Annotated in this window: 18 protein-coding genes and 2 pseudogenes; 11 read left to right on the top strand and 9 right to left on the bottom strand. The window is 59.1% G+C overall.

Annotated elements, in window-relative coordinates; genetic code table 11:
* Positions 1-50: 50 nt before the first annotated feature.
* From EFR00_RS26505 to EFR00_RS26495, 3 genes are read left to right on the top strand one after another with little or no spacing between them, the layout of a single operon-like run.
* Positions 51-320 (top strand): flagellar biosynthetic protein FliQ, encoded by a 270-nt coding sequence (locus EFR00_RS26505; RefSeq protein WP_046977183.1) that lies wholly within the window; start codon positions 51-53, stop codon positions 318-320.
* Between the two features lie 10 nt (positions 321-330).
* On the top strand, positions 331-1,140 hold the full coding sequence (locus EFR00_RS26500) for an EscT/YscT/HrcT family type III secretion system export apparatus protein (protein ID WP_046977184.1): 810 nt from the start codon (positions 331-333) through the stop codon (positions 1,138-1,140).
* Positions 1,127-1,924, top strand: coding sequence for an EscU/YscU/HrcU family type III secretion system export apparatus switch protein (locus tag EFR00_RS26495; RefSeq protein ID WP_046977185.1), 798 nt, complete (start codon positions 1,127-1,129; stop codon positions 1,922-1,924). Before EFR00_RS26500 ends, EFR00_RS26495 begins: the two co-directional genes overlap by 14 nt.
* A 60-nt stretch (positions 1,925-1,984) precedes the next feature.
* On the opposite strand, the gene EFR00_RS26490 is transcribed toward EFR00_RS26495, so the two are convergent.
* The 4 genes from EFR00_RS26490 to EFR00_RS33165 form a co-directional block, all read right to left on the bottom strand.
* Positions 1,985-2,899 (bottom strand): pectate lyase, encoded by a 915-nt coding sequence (locus tag EFR00_RS26490; RefSeq protein WP_046977186.1) that lies wholly within the window; start codon positions 2,897-2,899, stop codon positions 1,985-1,987.
* Between the two features lie 42 nt (positions 2,900-2,941).
* Complete coding sequence (locus EFR00_RS26485) at positions 2,942-4,873, bottom strand: flagellar biosynthesis protein FlhA (RefSeq protein WP_064820007.1); 1,932 nt, start codon at positions 4,871-4,873, stop codon at positions 2,942-2,944.
* Positions 4,874-4,896: 23 nt separating this feature from the next.
* On the bottom strand, positions 4,897-5,865 hold the full coding sequence (locus EFR00_RS26480; protein ID WP_064820008.1) for a SctD/MshK family protein: 969 nt from the start codon (positions 5,863-5,865) through the stop codon (positions 4,897-4,899).
* An 88-nt stretch (positions 5,866-5,953) separates the two neighbouring features.
* Positions 5,954-6,121, bottom strand: a complete 168-nt coding sequence (locus tag EFR00_RS33165; protein WP_007636000.1) for a hypothetical protein — start codon at positions 6,119-6,121, stop codon at positions 5,954-5,956.
* A 254-nt stretch (positions 6,122-6,375) separates the two neighbouring features.
* Between EFR00_RS33165 and EFR00_RS26475 the strand changes: the two genes are divergently transcribed.
* Positions 6,376-6,924 (top strand): hypothetical protein, encoded by a 549-nt coding sequence (locus EFR00_RS26475; RefSeq protein ID WP_008534289.1) that lies wholly within the window; start codon positions 6,376-6,378, stop codon positions 6,922-6,924.
* A 9-nt stretch (positions 6,925-6,933) separates the two neighbouring features.
* Positions 6,934-7,347: a hypothetical protein gene (locus tag EFR00_RS26470; protein WP_064820009.1), complete on the top strand. Its 414-nt coding sequence runs from the start codon at positions 6,934-6,936 to the stop codon at positions 7,345-7,347.
* Positions 7,348-7,351: 4 nt separating this feature from the next.
* Here the strand turns inward: EFR00_RS26470 and EFR00_RS26465 are convergent, their stop codons facing one another.
* Complete coding sequence (locus EFR00_RS26465) at positions 7,352-7,849, bottom strand: helix-turn-helix domain-containing protein (RefSeq protein WP_064820010.1); 498 nt, start codon at positions 7,847-7,849, stop codon at positions 7,352-7,354.
* A gap of 459 nt (positions 7,850-8,308) precedes the next feature.
* Here EFR00_RS26465 and EFR00_RS26460 point away from each other — a divergent pair, with 459 nt between their 5' ends.
* Positions 8,309-8,692, top strand: coding sequence for a hypothetical protein (locus EFR00_RS26460; protein ID WP_008534295.1), 384 nt, complete (start codon positions 8,309-8,311; stop codon positions 8,690-8,692).
* On the opposite strand, the gene EFR00_RS26455 is transcribed toward EFR00_RS26460, so the two are convergent.
* Positions 8,689-8,946 (bottom strand): hypothetical protein, encoded by a 258-nt coding sequence (locus EFR00_RS26455; protein ID WP_018447059.1) that lies wholly within the window; start codon positions 8,944-8,946, stop codon positions 8,689-8,691. The two genes, EFR00_RS26460 and EFR00_RS26455, sit on opposite strands and share 4 nt — an antisense overlap.
* A 327-nt stretch (positions 8,947-9,273) precedes the next feature.
* Between EFR00_RS26455 and EFR00_RS34065 the strand changes: the two are divergent.
* Positions 9,274-9,621 (top strand): annotated as a pseudogene (locus EFR00_RS34065) (DUF4334 domain-containing protein); the annotation flags it as partial.
* A gap of 270 nt (positions 9,622-9,891) precedes the next feature.
* Here the strand turns inward: EFR00_RS34065 and EFR00_RS26445 are convergent.
* From EFR00_RS26445 to EFR00_RS26435, 3 genes are all read right to left on the bottom strand, one after another.
* A complete protein-coding gene (locus EFR00_RS26445) occupies positions 9,892-10,641 on the bottom strand; it encodes an HAD family hydrolase (protein ID WP_004675991.1) in 750 nt (249 codons plus the stop codon).
* Between the two features lie 158 nt (positions 10,642-10,799).
* Entirely contained in the window at positions 10,800-11,900 is a 1,101-nt protein-coding gene (locus EFR00_RS26440; RefSeq protein ID WP_077991529.1) for a cysteine protease StiP domain-containing protein, read from the bottom strand.
* A gap of 114 nt (positions 11,901-12,014) precedes the next feature.
* Positions 12,015-13,148: a phosphoribosyltransferase domain-containing protein gene (locus tag EFR00_RS26435; protein ID WP_225884181.1), complete on the bottom strand. Its 1,134-nt coding sequence runs from the start codon at positions 13,146-13,148 to the stop codon at positions 12,015-12,017.
* A gap of 1,253 nt (positions 13,149-14,401) precedes the next feature.
* Between EFR00_RS26435 and EFR00_RS26430 the strand changes: the two are divergent.
* The 4 genes and pseudogenes from EFR00_RS26430 to EFR00_RS26415 all read left to right on the top strand — a co-directional run bounded on the left by EFR00_RS26430 (position 14,402) and on the right by EFR00_RS26415 (position 20,330).
* Positions 14,402-15,552: pseudogene (locus tag EFR00_RS26430) on the top strand (IS256 family transposase).
* Between the two features lie 767 nt (positions 15,553-16,319).
* Positions 16,320-17,831 carry a tyrosinase family protein gene (locus EFR00_RS26425; protein ID WP_029875549.1) on the top strand — a complete coding sequence of 504 codons (1,512 nt, stop codon included), beginning with the start codon at positions 16,320-16,322 and terminating at the stop codon, positions 17,829-17,831.
* 31 nt (positions 17,832-17,862) lie between these two features.
* Entirely contained in the window at positions 17,863-18,318 is a 456-nt protein-coding gene (locus EFR00_RS26420) for a hypothetical protein (protein ID WP_011053334.1), read from the top strand.
* Between the two features lie 482 nt (positions 18,319-18,800).
* Entirely contained in the window at positions 18,801-20,330 is a 1,530-nt protein-coding gene (locus EFR00_RS26415) for a zinc-binding metallopeptidase family protein (RefSeq protein WP_064812014.1), read from the top strand.
* The last annotated feature ends 52 nt before the right edge of the window (positions 20,331-20,382 follow it).

Genomic DNA, 20,382 nt, shown 5'->3' with positions numbered 1-20,382 from the left:
GAACGCACCGGTTCGGGTGCCTGCCGCGCAGACCGGAAAGGCTTGCCGTCATGGGTGAGGATCAGGTCGCAGCCGAAATCGGCATGTCCGTGATGGCGACCTTCGCCTTGGCCGGCCCTATTCTGGGCCTTGCCGCACTTCTCGGCCTCGTCATCGCCATCTTCCAGGCGGCGACGCAGATCCAGGAACAGACCATCGCGCAGATCGTCAAGATTTTCGTGATCTCCATCACCCTGCTGCTGTTCGGCCGGGTGTTGGCAACGCCGCTGATCGAACATTCCGTTCACATCCTCAACGACTTCCCGACCATGGTTCAGTGAGGCGAGGCGGATGGGGCCGGATCATCTTCCGCTCGTCGGCATCGAGGTCGCGGCACCGGCCGCAGCCATGCTCGGCGCCGCCCGCGCGCTCGGGATACTGCTGATCTTCCCGATCTTCTCGCTGTTCAGCATCGTCGGCATCCTGCGTTTCGGCCTCGCAATCGGCCTGTCGGCGCCCTCCGTCGCCTTCGCTTATTCGACGCTGGCGCTGGGGGATACGTCCTGGTTCGATCTGGCCGCCCTTTCGATGAAGGAACTTTGCTTCGGGGCGCTTGTCGGCATGGGGCTCGGCATTCCCTTCTGGGCGGCCCAGGCGGCGGGTGATATGACTGATGTCTATCGCGGTGCCAATGCCGCCAATCTCTTCGACCAGATCAACGCGCTGGAAACCGCGCCGCTCGGTTCGCTGATGATGTCGATCGCCCTGGTGATTTTCGTCAGCGCCGGCGGCATCATCGATCTGGTCGCGATTTTCTACAAGTCGTTCGAGTTCTGGCCGCTCTTCAAGCTCATGCCCGCCATGCCCGACGATCCGCTCGACATGATCCTCGGTGTATTCGGCCGGCTGTTCAAAGCGGCCGGATTGCTTGCCGCCCCGTTCATGATCGTCACCTGCGCGCTCGAATTGTCGCTGGCCTTCGTTGGCCGCTCGTCGAAACAATTCCCGCTGAACGATAGCCTGCCGGCCATCAAGAACTTCGCGGTCGTGGTCATTCTCGTCATCTACACGGCCTTCATCTCCAGCTATTTCCACGATCTCTGGATCGACGGATTCAACGAGGTGAAAGCCATGCTGGAGGTGACCCATGGCCAAAAATGACGATACCGAAGAAAAAACCCTGCCGCCGAGCCGGGTGAAGCTCGATCGGCTCCGCCGCGAGGGCCAGGTTCCCCGCTCGAAGGAAATCCCGGTTGCGATCTCCGTTCTTGCCATCGCCGTCTACGTCACCTGGGGCTTGCCTGATATCCTCGAGGATTTCACCCGCAGTTTCGATAGCGGCCTGCAGTCCGCCGCGCGGGCCGACCTCTCCGACGCCGTCACTGTCGGCTTGAGCGAAACCGGCGTGGCGCTGCTCGATCTCATGTGGCTGCCGCTTGCCATGGGTCTTGCCGCGACCATCCTGGTGTCGATCCTCGACGGGCAGGGGTTTCCCGTATCGTTCAAACATATGAGCTTCGATTTCACCCGGCTCAATCCGTTCGAGGGCATCAAGAGGCTTTTTTCGCTCGCGAGCATCGCCGAGTTCGTCAAGGGGCTCGTCAAGTTTGTCCTGCTCGCCGCCGCCGGCGGCGGTGCGATCCTCTATTTCCTCAACAGCATCTTCTGGTCGCCTCTTTGCGGAGAAGCATGCACGCTCTCCACGACAGCCCATCTCCTCGGCTCGATCCTCGTCATTGCCGCCGGCATCATGGTGGCGGCGGCCTTTTTCGATATCCGCATTTCGCGCGCGCTGTTCAGGCACGAACACCGCATGACCAAGACCGAGGCGCGGCGCGAATACAAGGATACCCAGGGCGACCCGAAGCTGAAATCGGCGCGCCGGCAAATCGGCGCGGAAATGCGCAGCAGCCCGCCGCGCAGGCAAGGACCAGGCCGGCAATGAAAAGCGGGAGCCTAAGCCGCCCGCTTGATCTTCGCTTTGCGGTTCCGGTGGTCGGGCGTCTCAGACGCCCGATTGGTTGTCACCTACACGCGTCCAGTTCTTCACATCGTCCAGCGTGATATCGGAGAGGAACGTCACGCTGGCAAGCGAGCTGTCGGTGCGGAAGACGTTGCTGCCGTGGGAGAACGCCCCGCCATCGATGGTGACGTCGGCGTCGATCTGCTTGCCGCCGTTGGTGCGCACGAGCGTGGTAAAGCCGTCAGCGACGAAATCCTTCAGATAGAACCTCGTGTCGGCATTGATCTGGAAGATCTTGTCGGTCGCGCCCTTGGCGGAGCCACCGATAATAGTGACGTCGCCGGCGCTTTTTACCGTCAGCGCATCCTCGCCGACATTCTGCCAATTGACGTTTTCGAGCGTCGCGCCGCCATAGACGTGAATGCCGTCGGCGCCATTCTCGCCGAGATCGACATTCTTGAGCGTGGCGCCGTTCTTGAGAATGAACAGCGGCGATTGGGTTTCGGACTGGCCGCCATCGCCGAGCTTGGACGAGGCCGTATAGGTCGCGCCCTTGCCGTCGAACACGCCGCCATCCACGACGATCGGCTCGTTGACGACGATGACGCTGCCCTCTTTCGAGAGGTCGGGTTTTTCCGTCGTGGTCTGCAAAGTCGTGGCCTGTTTCTCGTCGGATGGATCCACCTTCTTGGAGTGGGATTGCCAGTTGATGTGCTTGCGCAGCAGATCCTTGGGGTCGGAATCCATGCCGTTTTCCGACGTTTCCCGCGACTTCGGCACATAGGAGGTCAGCGTCGGCGGGTTGCCGGAGAAATCTTCGAAGGGCGAGACCTTGCGGGTTCGGATGGCGGTGAAATCCGTGTCGGCCCTATTGCTGCCGCCAAGGCAATCGGACTCAAGGTCGAAACGGGAGGTTCTGTCGAAGTCTATGGGCCTTTGTCCATCTACGCCACACATTGCATTCATCCCCAGTTGGTCTCGTCTACTTCACTTGCTCTATCAGCCCGGCCTTTGTTTGGAGCCGGCAGCGTTCCGGATTTGCCCGATCTCTCCGATGGTTTCGATCGTTATATCCCTGTCGATCTCCTCCGCCGCCAGCACCGGAATGCGGCAGTTGTGGTGGATCATCAGCGTCTGGGTGAGCAGGCGCCACTCGCCCGGCACGATGATGATGGGATCGTATCCCCGCTCGTTGGCGTCCTCGAGAGCCTGCCTGGCTTTCTCGGCCAGCAGGCGCAGCCTTTCGGCTATCTCGATCTTCTCGGTCGCTCCAGCGGCGTCATAGGAGCGGATGAAGTGGTCCCATTCGGCGGGAAGCACCAGCGCCGGCAGCAATCCGCGCCGGTCGAGAAGCCCGAAGGCGATCTGCTTGACCAGCGCGGCGCGCGCCATTTCGGCCAGGGCATCCGGCGCGTGATCGGTGCCGGCGTGCAGCATCACTTCCAGCAGTCCGCGCGGCTGGGAAAGCGTCACGCCGGAATCCAGCAGGCGTCTGACGACCGCGACCGTCAGCATCAGCGGCACCTGGGTGGCGACGTCGATCGCCAGTTTGCCGAGACGCGGTTCGAGGCTGCCCAGCCATTGTGCCGCGTCGTCGACGCTGAACAGGGCGCCGATATGGCGGCGGACGATGCGCACGATGTCGTCGGCAATCTGTTCGGCCGTCCGTTCGGGACCGCAGCTGACGAGACCGGCGGGCACGTTTTCGACCTGAAGGTGGATCAGATCCTCGGCCATGCGGGGATCGGCGTTGAACGTCGGCACCGTCACGGAGACGCCGACGGCGCGCGCCGCCATGCGGATCCGCCCGTCCAGCATTTCGCCGAGCCGCATCGCCTCAAGCCGCGCCAGCGTTTCCACCGAGACGGTGGCGACGACGGGATCGCCATATTTCGTCCGGTCGAGCGGATAGGAATTGGCGCTTTCCACGGCATTCGCCGATCCGGCTGCGGCCGGGCCGGTGCGCCGGCGATGCACCATAAAGGCAAGGCCCGCCAGGCACAGGCCGATTGCGCCGAGCACGCCTGTGGGAAATCCCGGCACGAAGCCCGCGCAGATCGTCAGCGCCGCCGCAATCGCCAATGCGCGGGGCTCCCGGAAGAGTTCGCGGCCGATATCGCTGCCGAGGCTGCCATTGCCGTCATCGGACACGCGGGTCACGACGATACCCGCCGAGACTGCCATCAGAATGGATGGGATCTGCGAGACCAGGCCGTCGCCGATCGACAGCAGCGTATAGAGATGGGCCGCCTCGGCAAAGCTCAGGCCCTTCTGGAAGATACCGATCGCCAGGCCGCCGATGAGATTGACGGCGACGATCACCAATCCTGCGACCGCATCGCCCTTGACGAAGCGCATGGCGCCGTCCATCGCGCCGAAGAACTGGCTCTCCTGTTCGAGACGCGACCGGCGCTTCTGCGCGGCTTCCGTGCTGATATGGCCGTTGCGCAGGTCGCTGTCGATGGCGAGCTGCTTGCCCGGCATGGCGTCGAGCGTGAAACGGGCGCCGACCTCGGCGATGCGCTCGGCGCCCTTCGTCACCACGATGAACTGCACCAGCGCCACGATCAGGAAAATGATCAGCCCGACGACGACATTTCCCGCAACGACGAAATCGCCGAAGGCCATGATGATCTCGCCGGCATCGGCGTCCGCCAGCACGAGCCGGGTCGAGGAAATCGTCAAGGCCAGGCGGAACAGCGTGCCGATCAGAATGACCGCGGGAAAGGTCGCGATTTCAAGCACGCTCTTCAGATAGGTCGTGGTGATCAGCACCACGAAAGCGAAGGAGAGATTGAAAGCGATCAGCACGTCCAGAACGATTGTCGGAAGCGGCAGCACCAGCATCGTCACGACGGAGGCGAAAAAAACCGCAAGCAGCATATCGGTGCGCTGCGCAAGCATGGCGATGGCGGATGACCTTACCTTCATGATCCGGCTTCCGACGCCATCGCCTATTCTTGTTCGCTGCTGGAAATTTCGGCGAGCTTCGGCTCGGCATTGCCGGCAGAGGCGAAATTGACCGTATCGTCCTCACTGTCACGGGAAACGATCATCTGGTCTTTGCCGATCTCCTTGATGCGCCAGCCGCTCGCAACGACATCGCCTTCCTCGTAGCGGCGACCGTCGGAGCCGATGATGAATCTGACGGGCGTATAGCCGGCGGCGGCGACGAAGCCGTCGAGACCGGAAGAGAGGGCGGTGAGATCGACGATGGAAACGGAACCCCGCCGGCTCATCGAGGCGATGATGCTGCGCAGCTTGGTCTCATCGGGCAGGCCGAGAGGCCGCGATCCTTCGCCGATGCGAATTTCGTCGGCGGTGGCGACGATGCTCAGATCTTGGGGAAGCTGAGCCATACGAATGGCCTGGCGGATTTCGGCAGCGATCGCCGCCGATGACGGCGCCGGTTCGGGCGCGGCGGAAACCTTGACGAGCGGGGCTTCGTGAGCCGGCGCATCGCTGTTGTAAAGGCCGGCCAGCAAAAGCAACGCCGCCAGCCCGAGAAGGCCGGCAGCCGCAATCCGGCGCGGCTCGAACCGCACGCGCCGGGCGCCGAGACCTTCGAGTTCGCAGATCGTGCCGTCGAAGGAGATGGTCTGTCTCTTCGTAAGGCTCATCGTCCGATCGCGCGGGATGGAACGACCGTCGATCGCCACGTCATCCCGCAACGCGGTCAACGACACCGTGTCGGAGCCGCGGGAGCGCTGCAGACTGATGGCAAAGGCGGGTTCCGGTTTGGCGCCTAGGATGATCAGGTCACAATCGGCGCTGCCGCCGACCACCTGCCGCTCCGCCGTCAACGGCAGAATGGAGCTGCGCCCGGCGCGCGTGATGCGCAAGACCGGTCCGCCGCTGCCTGACGCAGTGTTGCCGGCGTTACCTCTGAATGTCGGCGAAGAGGGATCTAGATCCATGGTCATCTTGTTCCCGAACCGTCCGTCGAGCGGCTTTTATTGTCTTCGAGAGCGGGGAAGCGAGACGGGCGAACCCGTCTCGCCATTGTTTCAATCAGCCTGGGCCGATCTTCTTGATGGCGTTTGCGACGCCATTGATCTTGGTGATTTCGGTTGCAACCTGCAGGCTCTGCGCGGTCGCTTCGTTCTGGGCCGACTTGAAGGCGGAAATCGCCGAGCCGATGCCCGCATCAAGTGTCGAAGTACTAGTGCTGGTAGCCATGTCTTGAACTCCTTGCATGGTTTTGGCGGCCAGAACCTTGCAGAATTCAAGATCGAATTCAATAGCTTATGTTAAAAAGTTATTAATTCGCGATATGTACAACAAATGCGCGAAATGGATATCCGTCCTGTTCCCAGCAGACCGATGATCTGCAACAGTAGATCAGATAATTATTAATAGACTGGATTTTGCAGCCCCTGCCTTCCTTCGTTCATTAGTTGTCGGGCGATATCCGGATCGTGAGGTAAACTCAGATGTTTGCGCGTTTTGTTTACATGGCCGCTATCGGACTGCTGGCCTCCTTTCCTCCACCGGCCGGCGCCAGCGAGCGGGAGGTGCGCCTGGATGTCGTCTCCCTGCCGCTTGGCGATGTTGTCCAGACGTTGTCCTTCATGTCCGGCATCCCGGTCACGACAGTCGGGACACTGAGCGGCAAGGTCGAGCACTGGTCCGTGCGGGAAAGCGGAGCCAAGGCCTTCGTCAAGCTTGGCGATGCCAGCAATCTCTTCGTCGCCTATGACGGCAGCCGCATCATCATCGCGCCGAAGCAGGAGGTCTCCACCGTTGTCCTCGATCGCGGCGGCCGCAGCTGGAAGACCGAGCAAAACGCCATTCGCGCGCTGTTCCCGCTGCTGCCGGACGATGCGCTGCGTGAAGATCCCGCCAGCGGCTTGGTGCTGGTGCGCGGGCCCGCCGTCTTCACCAAGGCCGTCGAAGACGTGCTGAGCCGGCAGCAAGCCGACAGCATCAAGGTCATCAAGGGCGGCCAGCTGGAAATCCTGACGACGAACAACGGTGCCTGAGCGGCTGATATGAAGGCGCTGAAATCTCTCAGGCAGTTGCTGCAGATCCGCAGCCTGCGGGCCGACAATCTTTCCCGCAGCCTCTCTGAGGCGCGGGCGGATGCCGAAAGCGCGCGGGAGCGGGAAGCAAAAGCCTCCGAAGCGCTCGACATCGCGGCAAGCCGGGCCGCCGGCAATCCTGTCGTCGACGCATTGCGCAAGAGCGACGTTATCTCCGCCGCCGAGCTTCAGGACGCGCTGATGCGACAATCCGTATTGCGCAGCCATGAAGCCGATGCCAGCCTATCGCTTGCGCAGCGCAAAGCCGCCCGGCGCGCCGCGCAAGAGCGGGCAGAACACGTCGCCGCCGATTTTTCGCGGGCACAGAAGGCGGTATTGCGCACCGAGTTTTCGCTTGAAGCAGCGGAGAAAATCGACCGGTAGGGAGCTAAGAACCAGCAGATGAACCAACCGGCTTCTGTTCTTCCATCTCTTCATCGACAATCGAGCTGACGAGGGCAACGATCCGGCTGCGCACACGCGGAGAAAGGAGCAAAACGTCGTCTATCAGACGCCGTCCCTCCGCCGTGGAAATATAGGCAATCTTCTCATCGATCTCTGTTATGATTTGCTGGCCCTGAGTGGTTTCGGGATCTGGAAGACCTTCGAAAAACCTCGAAACAGGGATCTTGAGGCAATTGGCAAGCTCGTAGAGCATCGAAGCGCTGACGCGGTTCTTACCGCTTTCATATTTTTGTACCTGCTGCAAACTGACCCCGATGCCGGCGCCGAGATCCCCTAGGGATACATTCGACTGCATTCGGCGGATACGGATTTGCTGTCCGACATGCCGATCAACTGGATGCACCAACTCGCGCGCTAAATTCGACTGTTCGGCTTGCGCAGGCCTCGAAGTCCGGACCTGTGCTGCTGCATAGCGCTTCATGGTGGACACCCCGATGGAGAGTTTCACGCGGTGCGCCCCCGCTGAAAACTCGCTAAACCCACTGATCGGGGAGTTGGAAACCGTACACGACGGTCCTGTGGCCTTTAGTTCCGAGGAACCTGGACATACGCCACAGGCTCCTCGACCGAAGGTCAAGGAGTGTGATGCCGTTACGGCCGGCATCAACCACGTGTAGGGGTTTCCACACCCCAGGGCAGCGCGTACTGCCCTATCGAAAAAGATAGCGGGAATCCGCCCGCTGCGCAACCGAATTCTTTACAAGATTCAATAGCTTCGCTTTACGCTCGGACACTTGCCTCAAAAGCGAGAGGTCACGCTTCGGGCGGTAAAGTGGTCAGAAAACCAAAGGAGGTGCGATCAGCGGAACGCCCATTGCGAGGATTGTCTGCCCACTCTCCCGGAAGAGATGACGATGACACCTGGGAGAGCGCGGACGTCGTGGCGATCGAGGAGACGGACGATACCGTCACCGTACTTCTCTGGCATCTGAAATACTCGCAGGCAGTAATGGGGCGCCGGGCGGACGATCTTTACCTCGTTTGCGGTCAAGCACAGAAGGGGGTGAAGGGGACATGGAGCTTGAAGAACCTCATCAACCACCTGACCGTGAGAGAAACATCACATCTTAAGGGCCGGGCCCGTTTCATTCGAGGCAGCCTGAATGACTTGGCCACGCTTCGAAAGGCTGCCCGACGCAAGTTCATCGAGTACCGGATCGGGATTGTACAGCCGGGTCTTAACGGTGAAAACATACCCGCAGAACATCTTGCGCTTCTGGGAGCGACTGCCACTTCATACTGTCTGTCACCGGGTGTCCCCTAATGACTGTCGCGAACCGCACCGATCCAGCTTAGCTGCCGGCCACCGTCTCCAGCGGCGCTACTTTCCATGACGGCAGGGCCGCCGCGAACTGTCACGGCCTTCTTGGGGCTTTCGATATCGAAATTGACGTTGTAGCGGTTCCACTCTGTAACAGCGGCAGAGCCGCCGACAAAATCAGGGGTAGGAATGCTCGATGTCCTGCCGATTGTTGCGGCGGGTGCATAGCTGCAGTGCAACATAGACGCTGGCTTCATGGCGCTGGCCCGAGTATTGCTATTTTCATCGAAGCGATGCTTCCTCCCGCAACGCTTCGAAGTTTAGACGGCCCACTCCTCCTCCCAAAGGGACGTCTGTGGGAACAGCTGCACTCCTCCTCCCAGGTCGCCGTTCGGTTCTTTTAGGAAAGCCTGCCGCACCTCCTCCCGCGGCAGGCTTTTCTATTTCGGGGCGATGGGCCGTCAGAGCCCGAGATCAAGTTGGGACTGGGGTCGTGCATTGCCGATCGGAGGTCGTCAGCGTTGAAAGCGTGACGCCGAGCAGCCGCACTGGCCGCTTGAATGGATAGACAGTCGCCAATCGACGGGGCATCGTTCGATGGTGTGCTCGAAGATCTTGGCTGGTTCGGCAAACGGTTCACGCCGGACATGCGCGCCGATGTGCTGCTGTTTCGAGCGGGAGACCGGCGGCTGGTTGCCGTGGATCCCAAATGGATCCCGCTTCGGCTAACGTTGCGTTTTTATAAGATCGACAGGACGCGTGTGGCAAGCAACCAAGTTTTCCTATCTCCAGCGCCGGCTGCGGGCGAGGGCCCGGTCGCGTCTTTGAAGGCCATGATGTTCGGCTGCGTCAAGAGCGCGGCCATGGTCTATGACGATCAACCCATCGTCGACCATTTCCGGCGGATCGACGCCGAGAGGATCATGGGCGCGAAATTTCGCTCTGCGCAAGTAAGGCACGAACCGTCGAGACGGCAGTTCCTAATGAGCTCATCGAAAGGACATATCATGCTGAAATACAAGCTCTACGTACTCGTGGTAAAAGCCGACGGGAATCTCGCGATCCTCGCCGCGCTTGCCATGGTTCTTACCGCGATATGGCGCGGCGTTTTACCCATAGGAAGTTTCTACTAAAAGACTGGAGGTGCAGGATCATTCCTGCACCCTCCTCACATATCACCGCGTTCGCAGTACGCGTGTCACCTATCTCTCACGCGCAACAGCGGAAACGACAAGGTCTGTCATTTGAGAGTTACCCGGAGCACCCCACCAGTCGCAGAGGGACAGGTAGGAGAAGTCGCTCACACTGTCACCGTAGCCGATCACTGGGCGACCTGGATGCTCCGTCCGAAGCTTTTTGAGCAGAAATTGTGAGGCCACCCGTTTTGAGATCGCAGGCGGAACTAGCGCAAGGTTATTGCCGTTGTGGTGTCGAACCCAACCCCGTTTTTCTCGAATGATCGGCACAATCTCTTCAAGGCGTGAGCCGTCTCCGTCAATCTCTTTGAAGACAACATATGTCGCGAGATCAGCTTCCATCACCGACCAGCACCGGATGTGGACGCCAAGTTCCCTCGCCTTGGTCCTGCCCTCATCGAGGAGCTTATCGAAAAAGCCGGCAAGCGGCCGGAGCTCCCTTGCGACGACCTCATGCCATTCGGCGTCAGGCTTGCCGTCCTTTTTGAGGATGACGGCACCGTTCGATACGATTGAGTAGCTTTCAAACGCGATCGTAACGCGCGAAAGAGCCTCAGAGCCGCGCGCCGTAACCGGGATGGCCTCCGTGGAGACGAGCAGCCACTCGACAAAGGCAGCTTGAATCTTCGTCATATAGGAGTTGCTTCCATTAATGGATTTGGACGCCAATACCAGATCGGCTTCCGCAATCTCCGGTATCTTTTTCTTGGTTTGAAACAAGGTGTCGTCAAGGTCCACCAGAGCAATGGGCTTCATATGCGTACTCCAAAATGCGACTGGTTAAATATCTGATCGATTGCCAGATGTGAGTTTTCGCGGATTTTCCATTGGCAATGAATTTTACGATACGGAATTTGTCACATCTCAGTTTCCTTGACCTGCGCGCCGAGCTCGTAAGTAGACATACGTGGAGATTAGGAGACGTGCCGGATCAGCGTGACGGCGCGGTAGGGGGCGATCTTTCTAGGGGAGACGACATACGGGACGCCTTTGTTGTCGATCAGGTACATGAGGGCCGCGAGTTCTGGATCGGTTGGCGACGAGACGTACACCTTTTCCGGCACACGTCGCAGGATGGCCCTGGTCGCCTCCGCAATGCCCGGCTTTACTCGGTTGATGTTTGTTACGGCGTCCTCCCCCATCACCCAGGCGACGGCAGCGGCGGCGGCATCGCGATGCGCCCGGCGGGTCTCGATACTCCAGACGCTCGGGATTTCGGTTGCAATCACAGTGGAGACATCATTCCACATACCATCCACGAATGATCGGGAAATATCGTGTTGCGCGAGATTATCCCACTGGACGCAGGCGTGGAAGTCACCGGGACCGACGAGGGCAGCGTTGAGGATCGAGCGGCTGATAAGCCCGGATACGGTGCATCCTAGCATTCCGGAGGGAATAAGCCAGTCGTCGCCCGATGCGGCGAGCCATGCGCAGCCGCAGGGGTCGGCCAATACAACTAGCCGCGCAGGCCGGTCTGAGTAGTCCTTGAAGCTCTTTTCGAGTTGGTTCGCAATTGCTCCTTTGCCCGTCCAGCTATCTACGAAGACGATGCTCTCGACAGGACGCCTGGCAAGAATGTGGCGCATAGCCTCGTCGTCAACGCCCTTGTCGCGAATGATCGACAACCCGTAGTGTCCGACGTCCCGGCCGAGTAAGGCGATGGCCCTCTTGAGAAGGATGCCGAAGGGCACGCCGGCGCGGACCAAACTGACAAGGGTAATAGGACCCTCGACCGACTGCACGATCGCGAGGGCGAGGCGTGCCGTCTCGGCGCCCATGCGCGGGCCACCAGTGGCCATGGCCTTAGCAAACAGGTCCATGTATTCGCGGGTCGGGGCCATCTCGGCGGAAATCATTTCCGAGTAATGCCGCCGCCCGGATTGGATGGCCTCTTCCCTCGTGGCCGTGTCAGTAGGCTGAATATCCACTCTCTTGAGAAGGAGCGTCACGTCGTATTCGGCGTAGGAGCCTAGTGTGGCAGGGGAGGCGATGCTGTCATAGATATCCCCCATGGGAGTGATGTCCTTAGATAACGCGACAGCAGTGTTGTGTCGCTGTGGACTGGCGGAAATGTCCGATCGAGTGAGCCGATTTCGAAGCGGCAGACCGCATGGCCTAAGGCGGCTTCATTCACCTTCTACGTCTGAAAGGACAATGGGATCGCCCAGTGCGGACATCAGGCTGGCACAGACATTTTCCGGGCCTGTCTCCGAGCAGAGTATAATTTTCGAGTACAGCGCTGGATCGACGTTGTAGAGGTAATGTGGAACCGTTCCGCCGTAGTTGTCGGAGAACGAAAGTACTGAACCGATCGCGTGGCCTTTCGACAGGGGGGAACGCGTCACGGATGAATAGAAAACCTCAGCGCCCTCCTTTTCCAAGCGCTCCGCAAGCAGGAAGGGCTGCCACACGTGTTCGCCCGTTCCGAGTACGAGGGTAATCCCGTCATCGGCAGCGTTTGCATTGAGACCCTGCAAGTGATCGACGACGCCGAGACGCGCCCAGTCTCGAGCGACGTCGGGACAGACCTCGGGCCGCTTAGGACGGTCACAGTAAGGGACCTGCGGAGTAGCTGCCGTGAAATCCCCACGCGGAGTCCAACTGTACCGTCCGGAAACGATAGTAGCCTCACTGACTGTTCCCGTGATCTCCGCGCGGGCAGCGCCTTCTGACCAGTCGGTAAGCGTAAGTAGGACTGTGTGCTTCAGCTTCAAACGAATTTTTGCGGGAAGGGCAGCGAAGATGTTGGCAAATGTCTTACCTGTCGAAGCCTCATCGTCAACGAGTACCAAGCCGGTCGCACCATGAACCAAGTCGCGGAGCCTTGCCTCGCATGGTTCGTGCAGGAGGTGCCGCGGGGCATGGCTATGCTCTTCCTCAAATTCGCACAGCAGCGGCAGTTTAAGATCATGGCGAGTGGAGCAGATATATATTGCATCGCCGCGACCAGTGAGTTCGCGGAACCGCCGATGGACACCCGCACCAAGGCCAATGCCCGCTTCGGCTATTCCGATGAACAAAACCGGACCAGGAATATCGGCAGGAATCTGACGTGCAAGGAGGTCGAATGCATTTCCCATGACCGAAGGGCGGATCGGCAGGAATCGACCAAGAACCTTGGAAACAAACAGAAACGAGCGGTTCGGGTTGATTCGCTGCCCGAAGCCGAACATCTCGATGGGGGGTACAAGGCTTCGATCCACGTGAACCGAGATAGTGCCGTCGGCGAGTTGCGCAGAGTATGTTGAAGGATTCACCATTGCCAGCTTTCGAAAGTACGGACGTTTACCGTGGAAAAAATCCGTCCCATATGTTTCTGTGACGCCGCACGCTCATTGGCGTCTCGTTGACGAGCAGGGTAGCACTTACCTCTCGAGGCTCAGAGTGCATCCGCGCCACGATATCGCAGGAGAATTCGCCGGCCCTTGGCGCGAAGGCCAGCACGGCGCGAGCGCCTCCCTGGTTTCAGCTTCGTTGGGGCTAAATCCCGATCTGAGGCCTTCCTGCCCCGTCGATGCGGCTCGTGACCCATCTCCGACAAAGCGACTGGGGCGATAGAAATAGAGTTTACGTCAGTTCATCCTCGCTCTCTGCGGTGAATCAGTAGCATGAAGTGAAGCAAGGGACGTGCCACTCGGACATGCAGCACGAATGCGAGCTGAATAGGCACCAGAACTCGAATATTGCATTCCAGGTCTCACGCGGCAGATGTCCAGATTGCCGGGAAATTTCGTATTGCATCCATAACGGCTTTGGGCGACGGATTGCGGGACCTGCCATGGCAAGCGCGTGCGGTCGCGAAACCTCAGATGGCGGCGAAGCGCTGCAGTTAAGAGAGATGCTGGAGCGTATATTCGCCTAAACGCTGCTGACGTGGCGGTGGGGCCTTTGAACGGTGGACGAGATCAGCCGGGAAAAAAGGCGTAGCTTAATTGAAATCGGCAGGGTGTACCCCGCCCACTACCGGGGATCAGAGCAGGCCAGCCTTGGCCCCAACCTGCGATGATAGCAGGTGCCTGGGGCACCTCCAGCACGTCGAGGGTTCTGCATCTTCGTGTCAGCCAATAGCCGACAGTTCGCACCACGTTTGTATTCGCTTTGTCTGCTTTACGACAGACTTAAGTCTTGATGCCTGCACTCAGCCGTCGTTGTTCAGTCCCGGCATTTTCATGGAGCGGATCGAGGGTGAAACGTTCAGGCTGCGAAGTCTATGTCTTGCAGACGAACTCGTAGTGTGAGGCCCTTGAGGGTCTTGAGCCTGCGTGACCTGCCACTGAACTTTCATCCAGCGGCGATTAGAGCCTCGGCGGTTTTGAATACGCCAAGTGGCGCGGTGTGAGCAACCGGCACGCGGATCGTGTCCCAGCACCTGGTGTAGCTGACGGGAGGGAGTAAAGCCGAGTGCCCGCGCGCTTCTCGCTGCGCTGTAGCGGGTGATCGGCTTTGCGGGCGGCCATCAGTGTTTTCCGCTAGGGTCGGGTTGTTCAAGACCAACCTGACGGAAAGATCACCGATGACCAATGACATGATGAACGTGCGCTCCCTTGTTGAGAAGAGTGCCGATGCAGATTTGTTGCGTGAGATGATCGGTCTTGCTGCCGAGCGGCTGATGGAGCTGGAAGTAGGCTCGGCTACGGGTGCAGACTTCGGTGTGAAGAACTCGATGCGGCTCACTCAACGCAATGGCTACCGTGACATCGGGAGACGCGGGCTGGCACCGTGGAGCTTCGCATTCCGAAGCTGCGCAAAGGCAGCTACTTTCCGAGCTTCCTTGAACCGCGCCGCATGGCAGAGAAAGCTCTGACGGCCGTTATCCAGGAAGCGTATATCCAGGGAATCTCGACCCGTTCTGTCGACGACCTGTGGTGGACGCGACCTATCTCAAGGTCCGGCGTGGCGGCCGCATCGTCTCAGTCGCCGTCATTATCGCGGTGGGCGTCAACAGCGACGGTCGGCGCGAGGTCCTGGGTATGGAAGTTGGCACCTCGGAGGCCGAACCGATCTGGACGGAATTCCTGCGCAGGCTAACGCGCCGCGGTCTACGCGGGGTGAAGTTGGTTGTCTCTGATGCACATGAGGGCATCAAGGCTGCCGTTTCCAAGGTTCTCAATGCCACTTGGCAAAGGTGCCGGGTTCACTTCATGAGGAACGTGCTCGCGCATGCTGGAAAGAGCGGCAGGCGGGTCGTATCCGCCTTCATCGCGACGGCCTTTGCCCAGGAGACCCCGGAGGCAGCAAGCCGCACAATGGCGCAGTGTCGCCGATCAAATCAGGCCGAAAGTGCCGAAGCTTGCCACCATCATGGACGACGCTGAAGAGGACGTGCTCGCCTACATGACCTTCCCGAAAGAGCACCGGGCAAAGCTGCACTCGACGAATCCAATTGAGCGTCTCAACGGCGAAATCAAGCGACGCACCGAGGTCGTCGGCATCTTTCCGAACGACGAAGCCATCGTCCGTCTCGTCGGTGCATTGCTGCTCGAACAGAATGATGAATGGGCCGTTCAACGCGCCAGGTATATGACGCTTGAGACCATGGCCCAAATGAGCGATGATCCCCAAATCAGCCTGCCCCGCTGTGATGTCGGGTTAGGAAACGAGCGGGACAGCAGGCTAATACACTGCCCGAATTGCCCCGTGTGGACGGCAAGCGTCAAGCCTTGATGCCAAATTCAAACGGATATGAGTGGGGCTTCGCAGCTGCGGCGAGGTCTCGATAGGGTCCGACAGTAAGCCCGAATGAGTGGGCACAATGGGACTGAAAGTGGGATCACTTGGTGAGCCCGTTGTTCCCGCGCGGAGATCCCGCCGCTATTCTCGCAAATGTCGGACAGCCGCCGCCCTTTGTCGCATTTGTCGAGATCACGACAATCGGTTTGTCCCGCTCTGCTCTACGCACCCGTCAAGCCACGGAGTGGTGCCTGCTTCGCAGTTTTGAATTTGAGAGCGAGCGGGCTACGGCTCCGTCATTGCTGGGGGTCCGATAGCGAAAGCCTGTTCGAGATGCGTGCTTCTCTATCGTCGCACAGGGCGTTTTCAGCATCTTGGGCCCTCTCACCGGTCTGAACAACTGTTTCAGCTTGATCATTTGAGGTTTTCGCAACCGAACGTGCTTGCCGTGGCTGGTCGGCAAGCCGTCGCTCGAACGATCATGGAATGCGATACTAAGTTTTCCGGAATCTGGATTCCAACTGGAATGCAGGAATACGATCGGTAGTAGCGTTTTTAGCTCGCATTTTACGCTGCATTTTCGAGTGGCACGTCGCTTGCTTCATTTCTCGTGCCGCCGATTCACCGAAACTCAGAAAGAGCCAACGCAAGCTCTATGGTGGTGCGAATTGCCCACTGCTCCCGCGCCCAGACGGCGCGGAACCGGCCTAAAAGCGGCATTAATCTTGGCGAAGGACAATTCAAATCCAAGGGAGAGTAAGATGAGCATCACACGCAGACATGTCATCGTTCAGGGTGGCGTCATTGCAGCAGGCCTGCTCGCCAGCGGCCTACCGGGGACAAAAGCCTTCGCGCAGATACCGTCAATCCCTTGGCGGCGCTCACTGCAGGGCTTGGCCTGGAACGACCCGATCATCGAGACCTATCGCGACGCAGTGCGCCTTCTCAACGCCCTTCCCGCCAGCGACAAATTCAACTGGGTCAACCTCTCGAAAATTCACGGCAGCGGTGACGTCGTCAAATACTGCCCGCATGGCAACTGGTATTTCCTGCCGTGGCACAGGGCCTATACGGCTATGTACGAGCGCATCGTTCGGCACGTGACCAAGAACAACGATTTCGCTATGCCGTTCTGGGACTGGACCGACAATCCGTACCTGCCCGAAGTGTTCACAATGCAAAAGACGCCCGACGGCAAGGACAATCCACTTTATGTTTCGTCGCGCACCTGGCCAATCACGCAGCCGATGCCGGACAATATAGTTGGGCCACAGGTTCTCAACACCATCCTAACGGCGAAGCCATACGAGGTCTTCGGCACCACCCGCCCCGAGGGACAGAACTCACTCGATCCTTCCTGGGTCACCACCAGCAGCGGCACGCAGGGGGCGCTGGAATACACACCGCACAATCAGGTGCACAACAATATCGGTGGCTGGATGCCGGAAATGTCGTCGCCCCGCGATCCGATCTTCTTCATGCATCATTGCAACATCGACCGCATCTGGGCGACCTGGAATTTGCGCAACGCCAACAGCACGGATCGACTCTGGGCCGACATGCCGTTCACCGACAATTTCTACGATGTCGACGGCAACTTCTGGTCCCCGAAGGTCTCTGACCTTTATGTTCCAGAGGAACTCGGATACAATTATGGTTTCCGGACCTACTTCAAGGTCGCGGCGGCGAGCGCCAAAACGCTGGCCCTGAACGATAAACTCACGTCCGTGATCGCGGCGACGGCGACCGATGCTGCAATCGCCGGCGTGACGACCACCTCCACGGACAACAGCAAGGCGGCAACGGAAAACGTGCCGCTTTCGCTGCCGATCAAGATCCCGGCGGGCGCATTGCAGGAGATCGTCCGCCAACCGCCTCTGCCATCCGGCATGGATACAATGGATTTCGGCGCGGCACAGGAGCAGGCGGCCTCCGCTCCTCGTGTGCTGGCATTCCTGCGCGATGTCGAGATCACCAGTGCCAGCACGACCAGCGTTCGGGTGTTTCTCGGCAAGAACGACCTTAAGGCCGATACGCCCGTCACCGATCCCCATTACGTCGGTTCTTTCGCCGTTCTCGGTCATGACGGCGACCATCATCGCAAACCATCCTTCGTCCTCGATCTGACGGACGCGATCCAGCGGGTTTACGGCGGAAGGGGGCAGACGGATGGCGAGGCCATCGACCTGCAGCTCATTCCTGTCGGATCGGGAGCGGGCAAACCCGGCGCCGTAGAGCCCGCAAAGCTAGAAATAGCCATAGTGTCCGCCTAACATCCGGACTGGCTGGGTTGTGGAGACATCGATGCGCTATCATCGTTGGGTGCTTATCGCTATTCGTGCGGCGGCATTATCGATGCTGCGCATCGTCAGCCCGGTTCAAGCTAACGAGAGCGACATGCGGGCAACGACCAGTAAGCCCGCGACGATAACCATATCGAGCAGAGCAGTCCACTCATCGGTTGATACCAGTGCGCGGGTCGTCCTTACTGTCACTGGTTATGAACCGTCGACTTCAGGACCAGTGACGACGGTCGTTTCGCTTGACTGCGGCAGTAACGTTCGCGAAATTGGTAGGTTTGGTATTTTTCCGAACAAGGCGTTTTCGGTATTGGACGGGGCAAAGCCTCAACGATTTGGGTTTCCCTTGCCCGATGACCCGTCTTGCCGTCAGCCACAGACCGTCATTATCCGGCTGGAGCCTCAAACAGGCGGCGGTTCGGGCGCCAGCATCACTATCAGCGACGCTAGCATTGAATAGATTGGCAGTCGGGGCTGATTTGCCGCTAGCTCCAGAACCTTGGCGGCAATGAAAGTCCGCCGGATAAAATAGAGGGTTTTGATAGGTTGTTGTGACAAAGGTCCAACGCGCAGCGCCTATCATGGTCAACAGTTTACAGTCTTGCCGCTGCATTCGGCGACTGATGGTCGTCTGCAAGCAGGCAAAGGTTTTTGGCCGACCCGAGACTAGGCTCAAGATAAAGTCGCTCTTAAAGGCATTGAACCAACGACGCGTTCCTAGATCAGTAAAGTGACTCTTCAACCACTTCAGATGCTTGCGCGGAGGCTGTCCGAAAGCTGCATTGACTTCGCACGCGGTCCAAAACCGATTCAGACTGCGCGTTCAATTCAAAACTGAAGATTAGACGTGTGCTTTTAATGGCACTGGATTTGCAAGGACACGGGCGGCGTGCGGCCATAGGTATCGCTTCCATTCGTGATAGAGAGGCGCGGAGGTTAGTCTTGAAACGAAGAGATTTTTCGACTGTTGGGCTCACTGCTCTTCTCGCCGGGATCGTATTCCCGGCTTTTCCCAGCACCGGATTCAGTGAGCAGCGAAAGCCGTCCATCCCCGCACTCCCTGATCAGCGGAAACTTTGGAGTTGGATCAAAAGGCTCAACAGTTTCGGCCCCCGATTGACCGGCAGCCCGGCGCAAGCACGGGCAATCGATTATCTTGCTGGTGAGTTGAGAGGGATGGGCCTTGAGGTGAAGCGCGATCAACTCACGATGCGCCGGTGGATGCCACGAACCACCGCGTTCAAACTGTCAAATGGTGAAGTAATTGAGGTAGCGGCGCCGTTCCCGTATTCCGGGCTTACACCTCCCGGCGGTATCTCGGGTAAGATGGTTCTTTTCAACGGTCGGGTTCAGGCGTTTGAGAAAGCCCGCGGCAAAATTGCGGTGGTGACGGTAAAGCGTCGGGATCTGGCGGCATTCCTCGAACTGGTGACCAATCGACGCGGCAGCCTGCCGGAAGGCATAGACTTTCCCAAAGCCGTAACCACGCCGCTTATCACCGGTTTGCTTGGCGTACCGATCGACAAGGCGCGTGAAGCAGGGGTTTTAGCCGTCGTTTGCATTTTCGAAGGCGTCTCGGAAGTGCAGTTGAAGGGGCAGGTGCTGCCATTCACCACACCGTATTGGGGCTTACCTGCAATATGGGTGGCGCAATCTGAAGGAGAGCGGATCAAAGCCGCGAGCAAGCACGGTTTGAGCGGTCGCCTGACCTTGGATGGCACGTTGGAAGACGTTGCGACCGATACGATTTATGCGGTTTTGCCGGGCTGCAACCTGCTTGAGACAATCATCATCAACACCCACACCGATGGACCTAATGCGTGCGAAGAGAACGGCGGTGCTGGGGTACTCGCTCTGGCGCATTATTTCTCCTCGCTACCGAAATCTGCCCGCAACCGGAGCCTCGTCTTCGTACTCGTCACGGGTCATTTCCAGCTTCCCCAGTTCGGCCGCCACGGGAATCAGGCGACGGCGACCTGGCTCGAAATGCATCCAGAATTGTGGGACGGCAAACCCGGCCATGCTAAAGCCGTTGCAGGAGCTACGATTGAGCATCTTGGATGTACCGAGTGGCGAGATGACTTTGCAAAAGGGCACCCCGCGCCCACCGGGAAGCCGGAACTCGATTTGATCTATACCAGTAATAAGTCGATGAGTGACGTGTACATCGCTGCCGCACGCGGGCGCAAAAAGGTACGCGCGCTGATAGTCGCCCCAGCGGCGGCGCAGGTGATGTTGGGCGAAGGACAGCCATTATACGCATCAGGAATTCCGACGATATCAAGCTGTCCGATACCGGACTATCTTTGCCAGGTCTTGCCGGGCGGAGGCTTGGACCGGCTCGACCCTGATTACGCCTTTCAGCAAGTCGAAACCTTTGCCCGCACGGTCGACTTGCTCGACAGGATGCCGCGTGGTGAGATCGGAATCGTTCCGTTTAACCTGTCCACTGTTATCGGTGATCTGCTGTAAACCTGACCAACACTAACGCCAGCGAAAATGGCGGTGTCACGCGGTCGGCACT

The organism is Rhizobium sophoriradicis (assembly GCF_003939025.1).
Classification (GTDB): domain Bacteria; phylum Pseudomonadota; class Alphaproteobacteria; order Rhizobiales; family Rhizobiaceae; genus Rhizobium; species Rhizobium sophoriradicis.
This window is presented reverse-complemented; position numbering and strand designations above follow the sequence as displayed.

Coding starts and splice junctions, on each gene's coding strand:
- EFR00_RS26505 (WP_046977183.1), top strand. CDS start 51: ATGGGTGAGGATCAGGTCGCAGCCGAAATCGGCATGTCCGTGATGGCG.
- EFR00_RS26500 (WP_046977184.1), top strand. CDS start 331: ATGGGGCCGGATCATCTTCCGCTCGTCGGCATCGAGGTCGCGGCACCG.
- EFR00_RS26495 (WP_046977185.1), top strand. CDS start 1,127: ATGGCCAAAAATGACGATACCGAAGAAAAAACCCTGCCGCCGAGCCGG.
- EFR00_RS26490 (WP_046977186.1), bottom strand. CDS start 2,899: ATGTGTGGCGTAGATGGACAAAGGCCCATAGACTTCGACAGAACCTCC.
- EFR00_RS26485 (WP_064820007.1), bottom strand. CDS start 4,873: ATGAAGGTAAGGTCATCCGCCATCGCCATGCTTGCGCAGCGCACCGAT.
- EFR00_RS26480 (WP_064820008.1), bottom strand. CDS start 5,865: ATGACCATGGATCTAGATCCCTCTTCGCCGACATTCAGAGGTAACGCC.
- EFR00_RS33165 (WP_007636000.1), bottom strand. CDS start 6,121: ATGGCTACCAGCACTAGTACTTCGACACTTGATGCGGGCATCGGCTCG.
- EFR00_RS26475 (WP_008534289.1), top strand. CDS start 6,376: ATGTTTGCGCGTTTTGTTTACATGGCCGCTATCGGACTGCTGGCCTCC.
- EFR00_RS26470 (WP_064820009.1), top strand. CDS start 6,934: ATGAAGGCGCTGAAATCTCTCAGGCAGTTGCTGCAGATCCGCAGCCTG.
- EFR00_RS26465 (WP_064820010.1), bottom strand. CDS start 7,849: ATGAAGCGCTATGCAGCAGCACAGGTCCGGACTTCGAGGCCTGCGCAA.
- EFR00_RS26455 (WP_018447059.1), bottom strand. CDS start 8,946: ATGAAGCCAGCGTCTATGTTGCACTGCAGCTATGCACCCGCCGCAACA.
- EFR00_RS26445 (WP_004675991.1), bottom strand. CDS start 10,641: ATGAAGCCCATTGCTCTGGTGGACCTTGACGACACCTTGTTTCAAACC.
- EFR00_RS26440 (WP_077991529.1), bottom strand. CDS start 11,900: ATGGGGGATATCTATGACAGCATCGCCTCCCCTGCCACACTAGGCTCC.
- EFR00_RS26435 (WP_225884181.1), bottom strand. CDS start 13,148: ATGGTGAATCCTTCAACATACTCTGCGCAACTCGCCGACGGCACTATC.
- EFR00_RS26425 (WP_029875549.1), top strand. CDS start 16,320: ATGAGCATCACACGCAGACATGTCATCGTTCAGGGTGGCGTCATTGCA.
- EFR00_RS26420 (WP_011053334.1), top strand. CDS start 17,863: ATGCGCTATCATCGTTGGGTGCTTATCGCTATTCGTGCGGCGGCATTA.